Origin of the sequence: Pseudomonas sp. DTU12.3, from assembly GCF_004124275.1 — a bacterium.
In the GTDB taxonomy this organism is placed as follows: domain Bacteria; phylum Pseudomonadota; class Gammaproteobacteria; order Pseudomonadales; family Pseudomonadaceae; genus Aquipseudomonas; species Aquipseudomonas helmanticensis.
The window spans coordinates 2029173-2045661 of sequence record NZ_CP027218.1 but is presented as its reverse complement, the minus strand read 5'-3'; the positions used below and the strand labels follow the sequence as shown (position 1 = coordinate 2045661).

General features: G+C 60.1%; 17 protein-coding genes. 1 reads left to right on the top strand and 16 read right to left on the bottom strand.

What is annotated here, in order from left to right; translation table 11 throughout:
- Positions 1-5 precede the first annotated feature (5 nt).
- The 5 genes from fliL to C2E19_RS09360 form a co-directional block, all read right to left on the bottom strand.
- The gene (gene fliL / locus C2E19_RS09380; protein WP_129390931.1) at positions 6-509 is read right to left on the bottom strand and encodes a flagellar basal body-associated protein FliL; all 504 of its coding nucleotides are present in this window, start codon (positions 507-509) and stop codon (positions 6-8) included.
- A 328-nt stretch (positions 510-837) separates the two neighbouring features.
- Positions 838-2208 carry a flagellar hook-length control protein FliK gene (locus tag C2E19_RS09375; protein WP_129390928.1) on the bottom strand — a complete coding sequence of 457 codons (1371 nt, stop codon included), beginning with the start codon at positions 2206-2208 and terminating at the stop codon, positions 838-840.
- Positions 2209-2313: 105 nt separating this feature from the next.
- Positions 2314-2661, bottom strand: coding sequence for an Hpt domain-containing protein (locus C2E19_RS09370; protein ID WP_129390925.1), 348 nt, complete (start codon positions 2659-2661; stop codon positions 2314-2316).
- A 31-nt stretch (positions 2662-2692) separates the two neighbouring features.
- Positions 2693-4396, bottom strand: a complete 1704-nt coding sequence (locus C2E19_RS09365) for a fused response regulator/phosphatase (protein WP_129390922.1) — start codon at positions 4394-4396, stop codon at positions 2693-2695.
- A 5-nt stretch (positions 4397-4401) separates the two neighbouring features.
- On the bottom strand, positions 4402-4707 hold the full coding sequence (locus C2E19_RS09360) for an STAS domain-containing protein (RefSeq protein ID WP_129390919.1): 306 nt from the start codon (positions 4705-4707) through the stop codon (positions 4402-4404).
- A 209-nt stretch (positions 4708-4916) separates the two neighbouring features.
- On the opposite strand from C2E19_RS09360, the gene C2E19_RS09355 reads away from it, so the two are divergent.
- Positions 4917-5270, top strand: coding sequence for a hypothetical protein (locus C2E19_RS09355; protein ID WP_129390916.1), 354 nt, complete (start codon positions 4917-4919; stop codon positions 5268-5270).
- Between the two features lie 37 nt (positions 5271-5307).
- On the opposite strand, the gene fliJ is transcribed toward C2E19_RS09355, so the two are convergent.
- The 11 genes from fliJ to fliS all read right to left on the bottom strand — a co-directional run bounded on the left by fliJ (position 5308) and on the right by fliS (position 16396).
- A complete protein-coding gene (gene fliJ / locus C2E19_RS09350; RefSeq protein WP_129390913.1) occupies positions 5308-5760 on the bottom strand; it encodes a flagellar export protein FliJ in 453 nt (150 codons plus the stop codon).
- Positions 5761-5766: 6 nt separating this feature from the next.
- Positions 5767-7125, bottom strand: coding sequence for a flagellar protein export ATPase FliI (gene fliI / locus C2E19_RS09345; protein ID WP_129390909.1), 1359 nt, complete (start codon positions 7123-7125; stop codon positions 5767-5769).
- Positions 7115-7921, bottom strand: coding sequence for a flagellar assembly protein FliH (fliH, locus tag C2E19_RS09340; protein ID WP_129390906.1), 807 nt, complete (start codon positions 7919-7921; stop codon positions 7115-7117). The genes fliI and fliH overlap by 11 nt, the downstream gene beginning before the upstream one ends.
- Positions 7922-7925: 4 nt before the next feature.
- Positions 7926-8945 (bottom strand): flagellar motor switch protein FliG, encoded by a 1020-nt coding sequence (fliG, locus tag C2E19_RS09335; protein ID WP_007920042.1) that lies wholly within the window; start codon positions 8943-8945, stop codon positions 7926-7928.
- Entirely contained in the window at positions 8938-10728 is a 1791-nt protein-coding gene (gene fliF, locus C2E19_RS09330; protein ID WP_129390903.1) for a flagellar basal-body MS-ring/collar protein FliF, read from the bottom strand. The genes fliG and fliF overlap by 8 nt, the downstream gene beginning before the upstream one ends.
- 15 nt (positions 10729-10743) lie before the next feature.
- Positions 10744-11073 carry a flagellar hook-basal body complex protein FliE gene (gene fliE, locus C2E19_RS09325; protein ID WP_064119537.1) on the bottom strand — a complete coding sequence of 110 codons (330 nt, stop codon included), beginning with the start codon at positions 11071-11073 and terminating at the stop codon, positions 10744-10746.
- 253 nt (positions 11074-11326) lie between these two features.
- Positions 11327-12718 (bottom strand): sigma-54 dependent transcriptional regulator, encoded by a 1392-nt coding sequence (locus C2E19_RS09320; RefSeq protein WP_129390900.1) that lies wholly within the window; start codon positions 12716-12718, stop codon positions 11327-11329.
- Between the two features lie 5 nt (positions 12719-12723).
- Complete coding sequence (locus C2E19_RS09315) at positions 12724-13917, bottom strand: PAS domain-containing sensor histidine kinase (protein ID WP_164979465.1); 1194 nt, start codon at positions 13915-13917, stop codon at positions 12724-12726.
- Between the two features lie 128 nt (positions 13918-14045).
- Positions 14046-15521 carry a sigma-54 dependent transcriptional regulator gene (locus C2E19_RS09310; protein WP_064390855.1) on the bottom strand — a complete coding sequence of 492 codons (1476 nt, stop codon included), beginning with the start codon at positions 15519-15521 and terminating at the stop codon, positions 14046-14048.
- A gap of 172 nt (positions 15522-15693) precedes the next feature.
- Positions 15694-15990 carry a hypothetical protein gene (locus C2E19_RS09305; protein WP_007920054.1) on the bottom strand — a complete coding sequence of 99 codons (297 nt, stop codon included), beginning with the start codon at positions 15988-15990 and terminating at the stop codon, positions 15694-15696.
- A gap of 10 nt (positions 15991-16000) precedes the next feature.
- Positions 16001-16396 carry a flagellar export chaperone FliS gene (fliS, locus tag C2E19_RS09300; protein ID WP_129390894.1) on the bottom strand — a complete coding sequence of 132 codons (396 nt, stop codon included), beginning with the start codon at positions 16394-16396 and terminating at the stop codon, positions 16001-16003.
- Positions 16397-16489: the final 93 nt, after the last annotated feature.

The window sequence follows — 16489 nt, the reverse complement described above, 5'->3', positions numbered from 1 at the left end:
TGTTCCTACTGCAGTACGAAATTAGTGAAAAGCAACTGTTCGATCACCACTTTGCCCAGCTCTTTCTGCGCCACTTCCTGGACGCTGGCTGTAGCCTTCTGGCGCAACATCTCCTGGCCGACCGGCGTCGCCAATGTGGCGAAATCCTGACCGGAGAAGAGCATTACCAGGTTGTTGCGGATCACCGGCATGTGCACTTTGAGCGCTTCGAGATCAGCCTGATTACGCGCCAGCATGGTGATGCTCACCTGCATGTAGCGCTGACGGCCGTTCTGGTTGTAGTTGGCGACAAAGGCCGGCGCCATCGGCTCGAAAATCGCCGGTTGCTTGCCGGCCGGCGCAGCCTCGGCGGCCTCGGCAGGCTTGCTCTGGGCGCTGTGCATGAAGAACCAGGTCGCCCCCACGGACGCGCCAATGGCCAGCAGCAACGCCAGCACGATCACAATGATCAGCTTGAGTTTGCCTTTGGTTGCGGGGTCTTTCACTGCTGCTGTTTCGCTCTTCGCCATGCCAATAATCCGTCACTATTCGGGTTTTCACAGTCGCACGGCAAGGCAAGAGCAAGTGTTATGCCAGAAGTGTCGGTAGTCGTGGAGACAACGCTAAAGTCAAAAGCTGCCCTCACCCCAGCCCTCTCCCTGAGGGAGAGGGGGCCGACCGAAGTGTCAGACGTCAAACACCGACCTGAAAGACCGGGTCGATTAGGGACTCATCCATCAAGTCTTGACGATCATGGATTCACAGACGCTATTTCAAGTCGGTGTAAATCTCCAATATCCCCCAATCAGTCCCCTCTCCCTCTGGGAGAGGGCTAGGGTGAGGGGCTTTTGATTTTGATCAGGCGTAGTAGTCGACGGCGCTGGTGCCGATCACGCTGGTAGTCTGGGCAGCGGCTTCAGCAATGGCGGCAGGGGCCAACTCTTCATCGGCCGAATCGAGGCGACCACCGGCAGCGCTGGTGCGACCGCCCTGACCCTGCTGCGCCTGTTCCTGACCCTGCTGACCCTGCCAGCCACGGCTCTGGTCGGAGACATTGACGTCAACCTGGCCCATGCCCTGCTGGTTGAACATATCGCGCAGGCGATGCATCTGGCCGTCGAGGGCTTCACGCACACTTGGGTGCGCGCTCATGAACGTCACCTGCGTCTGCTGATCCGGAACCATGTTCACGCGGATATCCAGACGCCCGAGTTCGGCCGGCTGCAATTGAATGTCCGCCGCCTTCAGATTGGCGCTCGACAGATACATGACGCGGTTGACCACTTCTTCGGTCCAGCCGCTCTGATGCATGGCGATTGGCTGATTCACCGGCACCGCGTTGGCCGTCTTCGGCGTCGCCGCCTGAGTCAGCGCCGCCAGACGGTTGGCGAAATCATCGACGCGGGTGTCGCTGGTGGCAGTCTTGAGGTCTTTGAGGCCGTCATCGATCAGGCCACTGAACGCCTTGTCACCGCCCTGGCTGGTGCTGTCCTTGTCGGCCTGCACATCCAGCATGCTGGCCATGCCGGCGGCGAAGTTCTGCGCCGAGGTCAACTCGCCGTCGGCCTGAGTCTGTGCCGCCGAAGCTTTTGGCTGCGCCTGGCTGGCGGCGGAAATATGCCCGCCCTGCTCCATGGCCAGTCGCACCACCGGCAGTGCATCGAGCGGATCGGTTGAAGGATCGAATTCGCTGTCGGCGTTGGCCGCCGGGTCTTTGACCACGCCTGGCAATACCGCCACGGCCGGGGTTTCGGTTTTCGCCGGGGTGGCTGCTTCGGCCACTGGCGCGGCAACCACCGGCGCTGTGACCAGTGGCTGCACGACCTGCATCAACGCCGGATCCAGCGCCGGATCGACCGGCGCGGTATCGACAACCGGAGGTTGCGCGGTATCGGCACTGTCGTCGCTGCTGGCGCTCTTGTCAGCATCAGCGCTGGTTTTGTCGGCAGGCAAGGCATTGCCGCTATCGGCAACGGCCGGCGCCGGGGCGGCAGTCTGATCCTTGCCGACATCCTTCCTGGCGCTGTCATCGGCGACCTTGTCACGCGGTGATTTCACCGGGCTGTCAGCACTGACGGCAGTCTTTTTCGGGCCTTGGTCGGCAAACACCTGAGCGAAGCTTGAGGCCTTGTCCCCGGCGTCTGCGGCCACTGCCGACGTTTTGGCAGAGGCGGCTTGAGCCTTGGCCTGGGCGGCGTTCTGAAGAAGGATGTTGGGGGTCGCAGGCATGAAACGGTCTCCGCTGCACTGGGATCGTAGGTACAGTTGCGGAGATAACTGCAAGTGCCGGGCCAGTTTTGTCCGACGCTTGAGAAAAGCGCCGGACGGCCGGATTCAGTGCGTGTGCGCGTGGCGTTTTTCGTTTTCGTAAACCGGACGAACATGCTCGAACTCGCCACTGATGTCAGCGACCAGTTGGGCAATTTGCGTCGGACTTCTATCCTTGGACTCGACTTCCAGCTCATGACAAAGCTCAGCCAGCCGAGTTGCGCCCATGTTACTGGCGCTGCCTTTAAAACTATGGGCAACGTCAGACAACAGGCTTGCATCGAGTGTTTTTTGCAGTTCGCCCAAGCGCGCTTCAGAATCCGTCAGGAAGGTATCCAGCAATTCCGGATAGCTGTCCTCCATCACATCGCGCAAGGCATCGAGCACTTCGCGATCTACGTGTTTGTCTGTCACTTGCTCACTCCTTGATCAAGAATTGCGCAGATTATGCCTGAACCTCCCAGAAAAACTCCACGCGAGCACTACGACCTTCGTCCGACCAACTGGCATTGCGCCCCAATTGCCGGACCAGACTGACGCCGCGCCCCGACAGACGGACACCTTCCAGCGGCCTTTCCATCACCCGCGCCACATCGAAGCCCTTGCCGCTGTCCTCGACGCGGACCACCAGACAACCGCCCTCACCTTTCGGCAGCACCTGCAAATGCACGCGCACGTAACCGTCCTGCAAAGCCTCCAGCCGCGTATTGCGCTGCTCATAGTAGCGAGCAAACCCTGCGGCATCGCGCTTGAGACTGGAATCCAGACCGAGCACGCCGTGTTCCAGTGCATTCGAATACAACTCGGCAAGCACGCTGTACAAGGCGCCACTCTGCGCTCGCAACCCATGTACTTCCTGCAACAATTGCAGCAGATAAGGCATCGGATTGAAACGCCTGAGCGTGGCACCCCGGAATTCGAAGCTTACTGACCAGTCCAGCGGACACGACTGGCCGCTGTCGGAATACACCGGCGCCGAAGGATGCACCTGCGCCGGCGCCAGCAGACTGACCTCGACCATGCTGACATCGTCCCGCGCCTCACCGCGAAAATCGCGCAGCGCCTGTTCGATATCTTCGAACAGGCGATCAGGCTGGCGATTGGCGGCAAACACCTGCTGCAAACGTTCGACGCCGAACAACTGCTCGCTGGCATCACTGGTGTCGATCACCCCGTCGGACAACAGGAACACCCGATCCCCGACTGCCATCGGATGCACCTCGGTGCAATCGTCGAACGCTTGCGGACTGAGCACACCCAACGGCAGATGCCGGGCGGCCAATGGCACACGCTCGCCGCTGGCGATTCGATGCAGATAGCCATCGGGCATGCCGCCGTTCCACACTTCGACCGAACGTCGCTGAAAACTCAGGCACAGCAGCGTCGCACAGCAAAACATGTCGACCGGCAGGATACGTTTGAGTTTGGCATTCATCTCGCGCAGGGTTTCCGCCAGGCCATAGCCTTTGGCGGTCATGCCGTAGAACACCTCGGCCAGCGGCATCGCCCCGACCGCTGCCGGCAGGCCATGCCCGGTGAAATCACCGAGCAGTACATGCATGTCACCCGCCGGGGTATAAGCCGCGAGCAACAGATCACCGTTGAACAGCGCATAGGGCGATTGCAGATAACGAATGTTCGGCGCGCTGAGGCAGCCGGAATGCGCGACCTTGTCGAACACCGCTTTGGCGACGCGCTGTTCGTTGAGCAGATAATCGTGATGCCGGGCGATCAGGTCACGCTGCTGCAAAACTGTGGCCTGCAAGCGGCGCAAGCGATCCATCGCCTTGATTTTGGCGGCGAGAATCACTTGGTTGTAGGGTTTCGCCAGAAAGTCGTCACCGCCCGCTTCCAGGCAACGCGCCAGCGCTTCGCTTTCGGTCAGAGAGGTCAGGAAGATGATCGGCACCAGGGTTTCCCCGGCCAACGCCTTGATCTGCCGCGCCGCCTCGAAGCCATCCATCACCGGCATCATCGCGTCCATCAGCACCAGATTCGGTTGCTCACGGCGAAACACCTCCACCGCCTCGGCACCGTTGGCGGCCGTCAGCACTGCATGGCCCTGACGACGGACGATGGTCGACAGCAGCAGACGGTCGGCGGCGCTGTCTTCGGCGATCAGGATGGTCAGCGGCTCTTGCGCCTGCATGGCCGTCAAGTGATGTCGAAGAGCTTGTCGAAGTTGGAGATGGCGAGGATCTTGCGCACGTCGGAGTTGGGGTTCACGACACGGATATCGGAATCGTCGCCACCGGCATGATCACGCAAGAGCAACAGCATCCCGAGGGCGGAGCTGTCCAGATAAGTGGTCTCTTTCAGATCCAGCTCATAGGAATTGGGCTCCGGCTCGATTCGCTCATAGGAATTGCGAAATTCCTGATGCTTGCCGAAGTCGAATCGACCCTTGACCGAGATCTTGAGCTTTTTTCCATCCGGGGAGACTTCTGCAACGACTGACATTGACTGGCTTCCTTGTCATTGACGAACGTGTACAAGGTTTAGCACTTGGTAGAGAGACCAGCAACCCCGAATGCTGTAACAAAAAGGCCAAGAGGCAAAGTAAGACCGTTCGTCGCGACTGTCAGATCTGACAGTCGCGCAGCCGGACACCTACGAACTCTAATCAAGCGGCAGCAAAGGCGCTGCTCCCTGTTCAAAGGACTTGAATCATGAACTCGCTAAAAACTGAATACGACGCACCTTTCCTGAAAGACACGAACCTGCCAACCATCATCAGCTGCGCAGAATATGAAAGCGGTAAAGCCCACGTAATGGCGCGCTATCCTGCATTGCAACAGGACAAAGTCACCTTCTTCTTGGAGGCCGATGGAGGGGTGCGTTACGAAAAGGTCTCCACAGTCGCTCCCGGCGGAGAGACTAAGGGAGAAGTCGGCACGAATATCAACACTGCTCAAGATTGGGAACTTGTGGGCAAATCCGTGAATGCGTACTTCGTCGTACACCGCAACTCGGCCCCCTTGGGCGAATCCCGGTCGTTCACCTTCAAAGTGTTAGCCAGTTAACTCAGGGCATCGTTTCTAGCCGTATTGCTGCGGCGGGTCAGTACGGATCCTGCCGCGGCAACCGCTGCGACAACTCGTCCAGCAACTTCTGCTCGCGCTTGTCTTCGAGGCGTTGCGCCTCTTCGCGGTAGCGCTGCACCAGTTTGCGCAGGCCTTCGACTTTGGCAAATGCCTGTTGCCAGGCCTCACGCGCGTTATCCAGATTCTTCTGATGCCAGTTCAGGCTCTGCCGTTGCTGATCGACAGCGGTGTCGAGCTGGGCCAGAAAGCCCTGAAACCCCAGCAACCACTGCCCGCTCACGCCAGTGGCGCCGCGCACGATCCACTGTTCGGAATAATCCAGACGAAAGGCATTGAGGTCGGCGAGTTTGCTTTCAGCGACCTTCACCTGGCCTTGAAAGTAACCCAGGCGTTGCACGGCGGTTTTCTCGGCTTTTTCAGCCATGTCCACCACCGGCGCCAGACGCGCGGCTCGACTGACGGCGGCCATGCGCGGTTAGCCGCCCGCCGCAGGCGCGAACAGGGTTTCCAGATAAGCCTGGCTTTCGCCCATGTTGATTTTGTCGTTCAGCCCCTGCCGCTGGTACCTGACCAACTGCGGTTGCAGGGAAATCGCCATGTCGGTTTCACGGTCACCGCCGGCCACGTAGGCGCCAACGCTGATCAGATCACGACTCTGCTGGTAGCGCGACCACAGCTGCTTGAAATACTGCGCGCGCTGCATGTGTTCCGGCGAAACCACCGCAGGCATCACCCGGCTGATCGACGCTTCGATGTCGATGGCCGGATAGTGCCCTTCCTCGGCCAGACGCCGCGACAGCACGATGTGGCCATCGAGTACGCCCCGCGCCGAGTCGGCAATCGGATCCTGCTGGTCATCGCCTTCCGACAGCACGGTGTAGAACGCGGTGATCGAACCACCACCCTTCTCCGCATTACCGGCGCGCTCGACCAGTTTCGGCAACTTGGCGAACACCGATGGCGGATAACCCTTGGTCGCCGGCGGCTCGCCAATGGCCAAGGCGATTTCCCGCTGGGCCTGGGCGAAACGGGTCAGCGAATCCATCAGCAACAGGACGTTTTTGCCCTTGTCGCGGAAATACTCGGCAATGCGCGTGCAATACATCGCCGCGCGCAGACGCATCAGTGGCGCATCGTCCGCCGGCGAAGCGACCACGACGGAGCGCTTGAGACCTTCTTCACCGAGGCTGTGCTCGATGAACTCTTTAACTTCCCGACCGCGCTCACCGATCAGGCCGACGACGATGATGTCGGCCTCGGTGAAGCGGGTCATCATGCCCAACAGCACAGATTTACCGACACCGGTACCGGCAAACAGACCGAGACGCTGGCCGCGACCAACCGTCAACAAACCGTTGATGCAACGGATGCCGACGTCCAGCGGCACGCTGATCGGGTCACGGTTGAGCGGGTTGATTGTCGGGCCGTCCATCGGCACCCAGTCTTCGGCTTTCATGCCGCCCTTGCCGTCCAGCGCACGACCGGCGCCGTCGAGCACACGGCCGAGCATGCTCATGCCCATCGGCAAACGACCAGTATCGGCAAGCGGCACCACACGGGCACCGGGGGCAATGCCGGCAACGCTGCCGACCGGCATCAGAAAGACTTTGCTGCCAGAGAAACCCATGACTTCCGCTTCCACCTGAGACGGGTGATAGCTGTCGTCATTGATCACCAGGCAACGCGTGCCCATCGCGGCGCGCAGGCCTTCGGCTTCGAGGGTGAGGCCGACCATGCGCAGCAGGCGACCTTCAAGAATCGGCGCGCCGGCAATTTCAACGGCCTCGGCATAACTGCTCAGGCGCTTGGCGAAACTGGTGCGTTCAAGGCGCATCGGGAGTGTCCGCGAGCGGCTCTTCAGGCGTGGCCGCCGGTTTTACGTCTTCGGGAATGTCCAGGCTCAGATCCGCTTCAGCCGGATGCAAGGCCTGTTCGTGCAACTGATCGAAGAGCTTCGCCATGACCTGAACCACGCGCGTTTCAATGCTCGCGTCGATGCGACTGTGCTCGGTTTCAACCCGGCAGCCACCCGGCAGCAGCGATTCATCTTCGACGATGCGCCAGCTTTCCTCATGACGTTCGCGCAGCGCCTTGGCTTGCTCGAAGTCTTGCGGGTTGACGTACAGACGCACGTTGTCGACGCCCAGCGGCAACAGCTTGAGGGCGTCGCGCATGACGTGTTCGATCTGGCTCGAATCGATGGCCAGTTCGCGCTTGATCACCTGTTTGGCGATGTGTTGCACGAGGTCGACCAGCGACTTTTCGATTTGCGTGTCTTGCTCGGCGATGGGTTCGAACAGGTTCGACATCAGTTGCTCGAGGCTGGCAATTTTTGCCGCCAGCGCCACTTCAGCTTCCTGCCGGACTTTCAGCGTGGCGCTGTGGAAGCCTTCCTTTTCGCCAATAGCAAAGCCTTCGTTGTAAGCCTCCTGACGGATGCTTTCGAGCTCTTCGAGGGTCAGTGGCTGGACTTCTTCCAGCGGCACTTCTTCCATTTCCGGCGGTTCGGGCTCGGGTTCAGGCTCGGGTTCCGGCTTCGGCGGATCGAAGCTGGGCATGGCCCAGGATTCGAATCCGCGAACATCGCGGGCACGGATCAGATCCGTCACATCGTCGTCGTGCTTGTCCATGGGCTTAGATCATTTCCTCGCCACCTTTGCCACCGAGTACGATCTCGCCGGCTTCGGCCATACGACGGGCAATGGTGAGGATTTCTTTCTGCGCGGTTTCGACGTCGCTGACGCGCACCGGGCCTTTGGCCTCGAGGTCGTCGCGCAACAGTTCGGCCGCACGTTTGGACATGTTCTTGAAGATCTTCTCTTTGACGCCTTCGTCCGAACCCTTGAGCGCCAGCACCAGCACGTCGGAGGAGACTTCGCGCAGCAACGCCTGAATACCACGGTCGTCGACATCGGCGAGGTTGTTGAACACGAACATGAGGTCTTCGATCTGACCGGACAGGTCTTCGTCGACTTCGCGGATCGAGTCCATGAGCTGGCCTTCGATCGAGCTGTCGAGGAAGTTCATGATGTCTGCCGCACGCTTGATGCCACCCAGGGTGGTGCGCGAGGCGTTCGAGTTGCCGGAGAACTGCTTCTCGAGAATCTGGTTGAGCTCTTTCAGTGCCGCAGGCTGCACGGTGTTCAACGACGAGACGCGCAGGATGATGTCCAGACGCACCTTGTGGTCGAAGTTGCCGAGCACTTCACCGGCCTGATCCGGATCGAGATACGCGACCACGATCGCCTGGATCTGCGGGTGTTCGTAGCGGATCACGTCGGCAACCGCGCGCGGCTCCATCCATTTCAGGCTGTCGAGGCCACTGGTGTTGCCACCGAGCAGGATGCGGTCGATCAGGCCGTTGGCCTTGTCTTCACCCAGTGCCTGGGTGAGCATTTTGCGCACGTAGTCGTCGGAACCGACGCCAAGGCTGGTCTGGTCGCCGACGATGTCGACGAACTCGCTCATGACCTGCTCGACCTGTTCGCGATGGACGTTGCCCATCTGCGCCATGGCTACGCCGACGCGCTGAACCTCTTTCGGGCCCATGTGGCGCAGCACTTGCGCGGCATCGGTCGAACCCAGGGACAGCAGCAGAATCGCGGCTTTGTCGACCTTGTTCAGTTTGACGGTTGCGGCTCGGTTATCACTCATCTGCGTTAATCCACTCTTTCACGACCTGAGCCACGCGACCCGGATCCTCGGCCACCAGACTCTTGATTGCATTCAGTTGCGCGTCATAACCCTCGCTTGGGCTTGGCAACAGAATGCTCTGCGGACCACCGAGGCTCACGCGGTCGTTGGAAAGTTCGCCATCCAGGCCGCCCATCCCGCCGAGTTCCACGTCGCTGCCAAGACCGGCCAGCTCCTTGCCTTTGCCGCCACCGGTAATGTTGTTGAGCACCGGGCGCAGCACACCAAACACCAGCACCAGGATGAACAACACACCCAGCACCTGTTTGACGATGTCCCAGAACCATGGCTGGGAGTAGAACGGAATATCGGCAATCACTTCACCGCGCTCGGCGGAGAACGGCATGTTGATCACGCTGACGCTGTCGCCACGGCTGGCGTCGAAACCGACGGCGTCCTGCACCAGACGGGTGAAGCGCGCCAATTCGTCGGCGCTCCACGGCGCGCGGGTGGTTTCACCGTTGGCAGCGTTGACCTTGACCTGATCGTCGACAACCACCGACACCGACAGACGATTCAGGCGACCCTGCTGCTGTTTGGTGTGGCTGATCGAACGGTCGAGCTCGAAGTTCTTGGTCGATTGCTGACGCTTGTCTGCCGGGTACGGCGCGAGCATTGGCTGGCCGGTGGCCGGGTCCATGATCTGCTGACCGTTGGCATCAACCAATGGCTGGCCTGGCTGCACCATGGCGGCCGGCGCTGCGGCGTTGGCACCGGTGGTTTGCGGCGCCGAGGCCGGCGCTGGTGGCTGGTTGCTCAGGGCACCCGGCACACCTTGCGGGCCATTGCTGGCGGTGCGTTGTTCGTTGACCGACTGCTCGCTGCGCAACGCCGGTTGATCCGGGTTGAACTGCTCGGCAGTCGATTCGACGGCATTGAAATCGATATCGGCCGAGACCTCAGCCTTGTAGCGATCGTTGCCCAATACCGGTTGCAGGATGTTGTGTACGCGCTGGGTGAGCATGCTTTCCATGCGACGGCTGTAATCGAACTGCTTGCCGGCCATGGTCATTTCGGAGTTTTCCGCCTGATCAGAGAGCAAGGTGCCCTTCTGGTCGACGACGGTGATCTGCGATTTGCTCAGCTCGGGAACGGAAGTCGCCACCAGATTGATGATCGCAATCACCTGACCCGGCTCCAGCGAACGACCGCTGTACAGTTCGACCAGCACCGACGCACTTGGCTTGCGCTCATCACGAACGAACACCGAGCTCTTCGGAATGGCCAGGTGCACGCGCGCACCCTTGACGTTGTTCAGGCTGGAAATGGTCCGCGCCAGTTCACCTTCGAGACCGCGACGATAGCGGGTCGCTTCCATGAACTGACTGGTGCCCAGGCCCTGGTCCTTGTCGAGGATTTCGAAACCGATGTTGCCGTCGCTGGGAGTGACACCAGCGGCAGCGAGTTTCATCCGCGCACGGGACAGGTCATCGGCTTTGACCAGCAAGGCGCCGGAATTCGGTTCAACGGTGTAAGGGATGTCGGCGGCGGCCAGGGTGTCCATGACCTGTTTGGCGTCCATGCCGGCAAGGCTGCCGTACAACGGACGGTAATCCGGCTGCTGTGACCACAGCACCACGGCAAAGCCAATCGCCACGCTCGCAGCCAGGCCGACCAACAGGCCCACCTGACGCAGCACGGTCATCTCGGAGAGGTTTTCCAGGAAGGACAGGCCGAACAACGGCGGTTTGCCGTCTATCGGGGTGGCGTTGGCCGGAACGTTATCGGCGACTGCTTCTGCCATGACTCAATCTCGTCCTTAAACCGGCATCTGCATGATGTCTTGATAAGCCTGAACCAGTTTGTTGCGCACCTGGGTCAGAGCCTGGAACGACACGCTGGCTTTTTGCGAAGCGATCATCACGTCCGTCAGATCGACGCCGCTTTTGCCGACTTCAAAGGCGTTGGCCAATTGAGTCGACGCTGTCTGGGTATCGCTGACTTTGTTGATCGCCTGACCGAGCATGTCGGAAAAGCTGCTGCCCGCCAGTTCAGGGACAGCGGTCGTCGATTTCGGCGCAGACATGGCATCCAGCTTCATGGCCTTCATGTCTGTCATCAACCGATTAAATTCAATACCTTGGCTCATGGTCTACTCTCTTGGGCGGCCCGCAATTTTTTGACACTCACTCGGCGGGTACACAGGTGTTAGCAACAAGGGTGCCAGCTCGGCGGACTTTTTCCACAAAAGCCAATCGGGGCACCGCGCGAACAGCGAAGCCACCGCAAAATCACTGTGGGAGGCGGCTTGCTCCCGAAGAGGGCGTGTCAGCTGCATAAATATCGACTGACACGCCCTCTTCGGGAGCAAGCCCCCCTCCCACAATGGGTTTTGCGTGAGTTCAAGTGGCGAACAGATAGCCTTCGACATCCATCCCGGCATCGCGCATTTGCGCCAGTTTGTAGCGCAGGGTGCGTGGGCTGATGCCTAGTTTTTCCGCCGCTTCTTTGCGGCGGCCGCGCTCGGTGCGCAGGGTGTCGATGATCATCTGAAACTCCCGGCGCCGCAGGTCATCGCCCAGCGCACCGGCAGAATCGGCGTCAATTTCGACTTCACGGATCGCTGGCGGTACAGCTGTCGCCACCGGTAAAGGAGCGAACGTCACCGGACCGGCCAGACAGAAATCCTGCGGCTGGATCAGTCCACCCTGCTGCAGGATCAACGCGCGCTGAATCGCGTTATCCAACTCACGGACATTGCCTGGCCACGGGTAGGCGATCAGACACGCCTGCGCTTGAGGCGAAAGTTTCGCCGCCGCATGCTTCATTTTATTGACGTGTTTGTTCAGCAACCGCTCGGCCAGCGGCAGGATATCGGCAGTGCGCTCGCGAAGTGGACGCCAGGCCAAGGGGAAAACCGACAAACGGTAAAAAAGATCTTCACGGAAGCGCCCGGCCGCCACTTCGCCAGCCAAATCGCGGTTGGTAGTGGCGACCACACGGATGTCGAGGGTGATCGGCTTGCGCGCACCGACGCGCTCGACTTCGCGCTCCTGCAACACGCGCAGCAGCTTGGCTTGCAGGCCAAGGGGCATTTCGGAAATTTCATCGAGCAGAATGGTGCCACCGTCGGCCTGTTCGAACTTGCCGGCCTGGGCGGCGATGGCGCCGGTGAACGAACCTTTCTCATGACCAAACAACGTCGCTTCGAGCATGTTGTCGGGAATCGCCGCGCAGTTGATCGCGATGAACGGTTGATTGGCGCGATGGGATTGCTGATGGATGTAGCGCGCCAGCACTTCCTTGCCGGTGCCGGACTCACCCGAGATCAATACCGTGGAATCGCTGCGCGCCACGCGTGCCGCGAGATCGAGCAGCTGCGCACTGGCCGGCTCGACCGCAATCGGCCCTTCGGCGTCACTGGCACTGATGCTGCCCAGCGCATGTCGCGCGACCAGATCCAGCAGCGCCTTGGGTTCGAACGGTTTCACCAGGTAATCCGCCGCGCCGTGACGCATCGCGTCGACCGCGCGCTCGACGGCACCGTGAGCGGTCATCAGCAACACCGGCAACTGCGGCTGACGGGCACGCAGCAGGGCGAGCAATTGATGGCCATCCATGCCGGGCATGTTGACGTCACTGACCACCAGGCTGAACGCTTCGCCCGCGACCGCCGTCAACGCTTCTTCTGCGCTGCCAACCGCCTGATAATCATGGCCGGCCAGCAACAGCGTATCGGCCAGCGCCTCACGCAACGAACGGTCATCCTCGACCAGCAAAACCTTGATGCCCATGGCGTTCACTCAGCTCCCTGTACAACGGAAAACAGCGGCAGGCTGACCTGCGCGCACGTGCCGCGCCCGACCCGCGAACGCAGCTGCAATTCTCCCTGATGTGCCCGGGCCACAGCCTTGACCACGGTCAGGCCGAGGCCAGTGCCGGTGACTTTGGTGGAAAAAAATGGCTCGCCGAGACGCGCCAGCACAGTCGGCTCGATCCCGCTGCCGTTGTCACTGACACTGATACGCAAGGTGTTGTCGCGGGTGTAGCAATGCACTTTCAGGCGCACATCAGCGGCGCTGGCCTGAATCGCGTTTTCGAGCAGATTCAACAACGCCCCGACCAAGGTGTCGCGGTTGCACAGCAGCTCGCCGGCATGACTGTCGCACTGCCAGCGGATTGGCAGATCCTGCACATGGGTCAGCGCGGCGGCTTGCAGCGCCTGCATCAGCGCATTCGGCGTCAAGCGATCGGTCAGCGGCAATTCTCCGCGAGCGAACACCAGCATGTCGCGCACCTGATGCTCCAGCTCGTGCAGACGCTCTTTCAGGCGCCCGGCGAAACGCTGCTGGGTGGCGACCGGCAGCTCCTGCTCAGTCAAATGACTGGCATACAACAGCGCGGCGGACAGCGGCGTGCGGATCTGATGAGCCAGCGAGGCGACCATCCGCCCCAATGACGACAGACGCTCATGGCGCGCCAGTTGATCTTGCAGATGACGGGTTTCTGTCAGGTCGTTGAGCAGCACCAACTGCCCCGGCTCGGCATCCAGCGAACGCGTGGCAATCGACAGGCGTCGACCGTTTTTCAGAGAAATTTCGTGACCGTCGTCTTCGCGCGGGGCAAAGCAGCGCGCAATCACCTGACGCCACAACTGGCCTTCGAGCGGTAAGCCGAGCAGCTCGATGGCGGCCGGATTGGCTTCGCGCACCATGCCATGACCGTCGATGACGATGACGCCACCGGGCAACAGATCGAGGAGGTTTTGCAGACGGTTGGCCAGGCGCTCTTTTTCCGCCAGCTCCTGCATGCGTTGGGCGCTGACCACCGCCAACTCGCCTTTGAGTTCGGTCACCCGCGCTTCAAGCATGCTGTAGGAATCAGTCAACTGGCTGGACATTTGATTGAACAGCTCGAAAGCCTGCTCAAGACCCTGTCGGCTTGCCTGTTCTACGGAGGACGGCTGCCCTTCGGGACTGGAGGCAGTAGACATCTGGGCGGCTTGGGGCATTGTGCTTTCTCGCTTGGCTGACCGTCAGTGAAACGGAACGTTGCGAGGGCTGTAGCAATACCCGTGCCTAAAAAAAACCGCTTATAAATGAAGAGGTTGAAAAACAGGCGTCAATCATCCGCCTGTTCATCACCATCACGTCGGCTCATGCCGTATTTGCGCATCTTCTCAACCAGGGTGGTTCGACGAATACGCAAGCGCTCGGCGGCACGTGCCACGATGCCATTGGCGTCGTCCAGTGCCTGTTGAATCAGGCCCTGCTCCAGACCACCGAGGTAATCTTTAAGGTCGAGGCCTTCCGGCGGCAGCATGGCATTGGCGGTGAAGTCCGGCGTATGGCCGTTGATGGCCACACGCTCTTCCAGATCGCTGCGCAGGCTGTCGACCATTTGCTCGTCTTCGTCGTCGACGTAGCGGAATTTCTTCGGCAACTCGACCACGCCGATCACGCCGTACGGATGCATGATCGCCATGCGCTCGACCAGGTTGGCCAGCTCGCGGACGTTGCCCGGCCAGCCGTGACGGCACAGCGACATGATCGCCGCCGAGTTGAAACGGATCGAACCACGCTTCTCGTGCTCCATGCGCGAGATCAGCTCGTTCATCAGCAACGGAATATCTTCGACGCGCTCACGCAGCGGCGCCATCTCGATCGGGAACACGTTCAGGCGATAGTAGAGGTCTTCGCGGAAGGTGCCGATCTCGATCATGCTTTCGAGATTCTTGTGGGTCGCGGCGATGATGCGCACGTCGACGCTCTGGGTCTTGTTGCTGCCTACGCGCTCGAAGGTGCGCTCCTGCAGGACGCGCAGCAGCTTGACCTGCATCGGCAGCGGCATGTCGCCGATTTCGTCGAGGAACAGCGTGCCGCCGTTGGCCAATTCGAATCGCCCGGCACGGCTGGTGATCGCGCCGGTGAAAGCGCCCTTCTCGTGGCCGAACAATTCGCTTTCGAGCAGCTCTGCCGGGATCGCCCCGCAGTTGACTGGCACGAACGGCGCGTCGCGGCGCTTGGAATGGTAATGCAGGTTACGTGCAACCACTTCCTTGCCAGTGCCTGACTCGCCGAGGATCAGCACGCTGGCATCGGTGTCGGCGACTTGCTGCATCATCTGGCGCACGTGCTGGATCGCCCGGCTGGTGCCGACGAGACTGCGGAACAGATTGGGTTCGCGATGACGGCCACGCTCACGGGCCTGGTCATACATCTCGCGATAGACCTGGGCACGGTGCAGGGAGTCGAGCAATTTGCTGTAGCTGGGCGGCATTTCGAGGGTCGAAAGCACCCGGCGGCGCTGGTCATCAGGCAGATCGACGGAAGAATTATCGCCCATCAGCAAAACCGGAAGGAACTCATCCCAGGTTGAGAGTGTCTTTAACAAGCCCAAAAGCGCGCCAGGAGCATTAACGGTCCCGATCAGTACGCAAATGACTTCACGACTAGACGACAAAGAGCCGACGGCCTGCTGCCAGTCATGGCTGCCGCAGGGTAAATTTTCTTCGCCAAGAAAATTTAGAATCACCGCCAGGTCGCGGCGGCGGACGCTATCGTCATCGATCAGCAGAATTTTGGTTTCACGCCACATGCAATAGCAACTTCCCTAGTCAACTCAATGCCCGAAAAATGGGGCAAGCGAGACGCTTGCAGGACACCATGTGCCTGTAGACGCCTGAAATCTGAAAACAGCCACTAGTTAAGTCAAAAAACCGTGCACAGTCAAATTTATGGCGCACATGTCTGGATTAACTGGGGGTTAATTAACCAAACAGATGGTAAACCTTTGCCGCCTTTTGCGCTTGGGTGATCTGCGACATCTCGTTGGCTATCGCCTGCCGCTCACCCATGGCCACCTCAAGAAGCTCCTTGTAGACATGGAGCAACTCCTCAAGATTGTTGCGCAACGCGTCCTCATCCAGCGCAGCTTCAGCCATGACGTCTTCCATGCAGGAACGGCAAGCCAGATCCAGCTCGCCAATGGCTTCCCAATTGCGCTCGGCCAGGGCAGTGACCAAGGCTTCGCGGGTATCGGCAATTCGCTGCAATACAAGACTCATGGTGCTCTCCTTAAAACTGGGGGCCTGGCGGAGCAATACCGTCCCAGCCTTCCTTCACGGTGCGCAGCAGCCCGGCGACCTCATCGAGAATCTTCGGATCACTGTCGATGTTGGCCTGCGCCAGGCGCTTCATCATGTAGATGTAGAGCTGGTTGAGATCAGCCACCGACTCGGCGCTGTTCTCCAGATCGAGGCCTTCACACAAGCCACCGATAATGCCAACGGCCTTGTTGATCGCCGTCCCTTTGCCGGGAATATCCTTGCGCTCGATGGCGCCTTTGGCCTGAGCGATACGCTCCAGGCCGCCTTCCATCAACATTTGCACCAGACGGTGCGGGCTCGCTTCGGACGTCTGGGCGTGTGCGCCGACTTTCTGATATTGCCGAAGGGCTAACATTGGGTTCATGTTCTACCTCATTGCCACAATGACTCGTATATCCAGTGTATCGCCAACGAATCAGAGAACTTTAGATCAAAAGACAAAAACCCGGCGCACGCC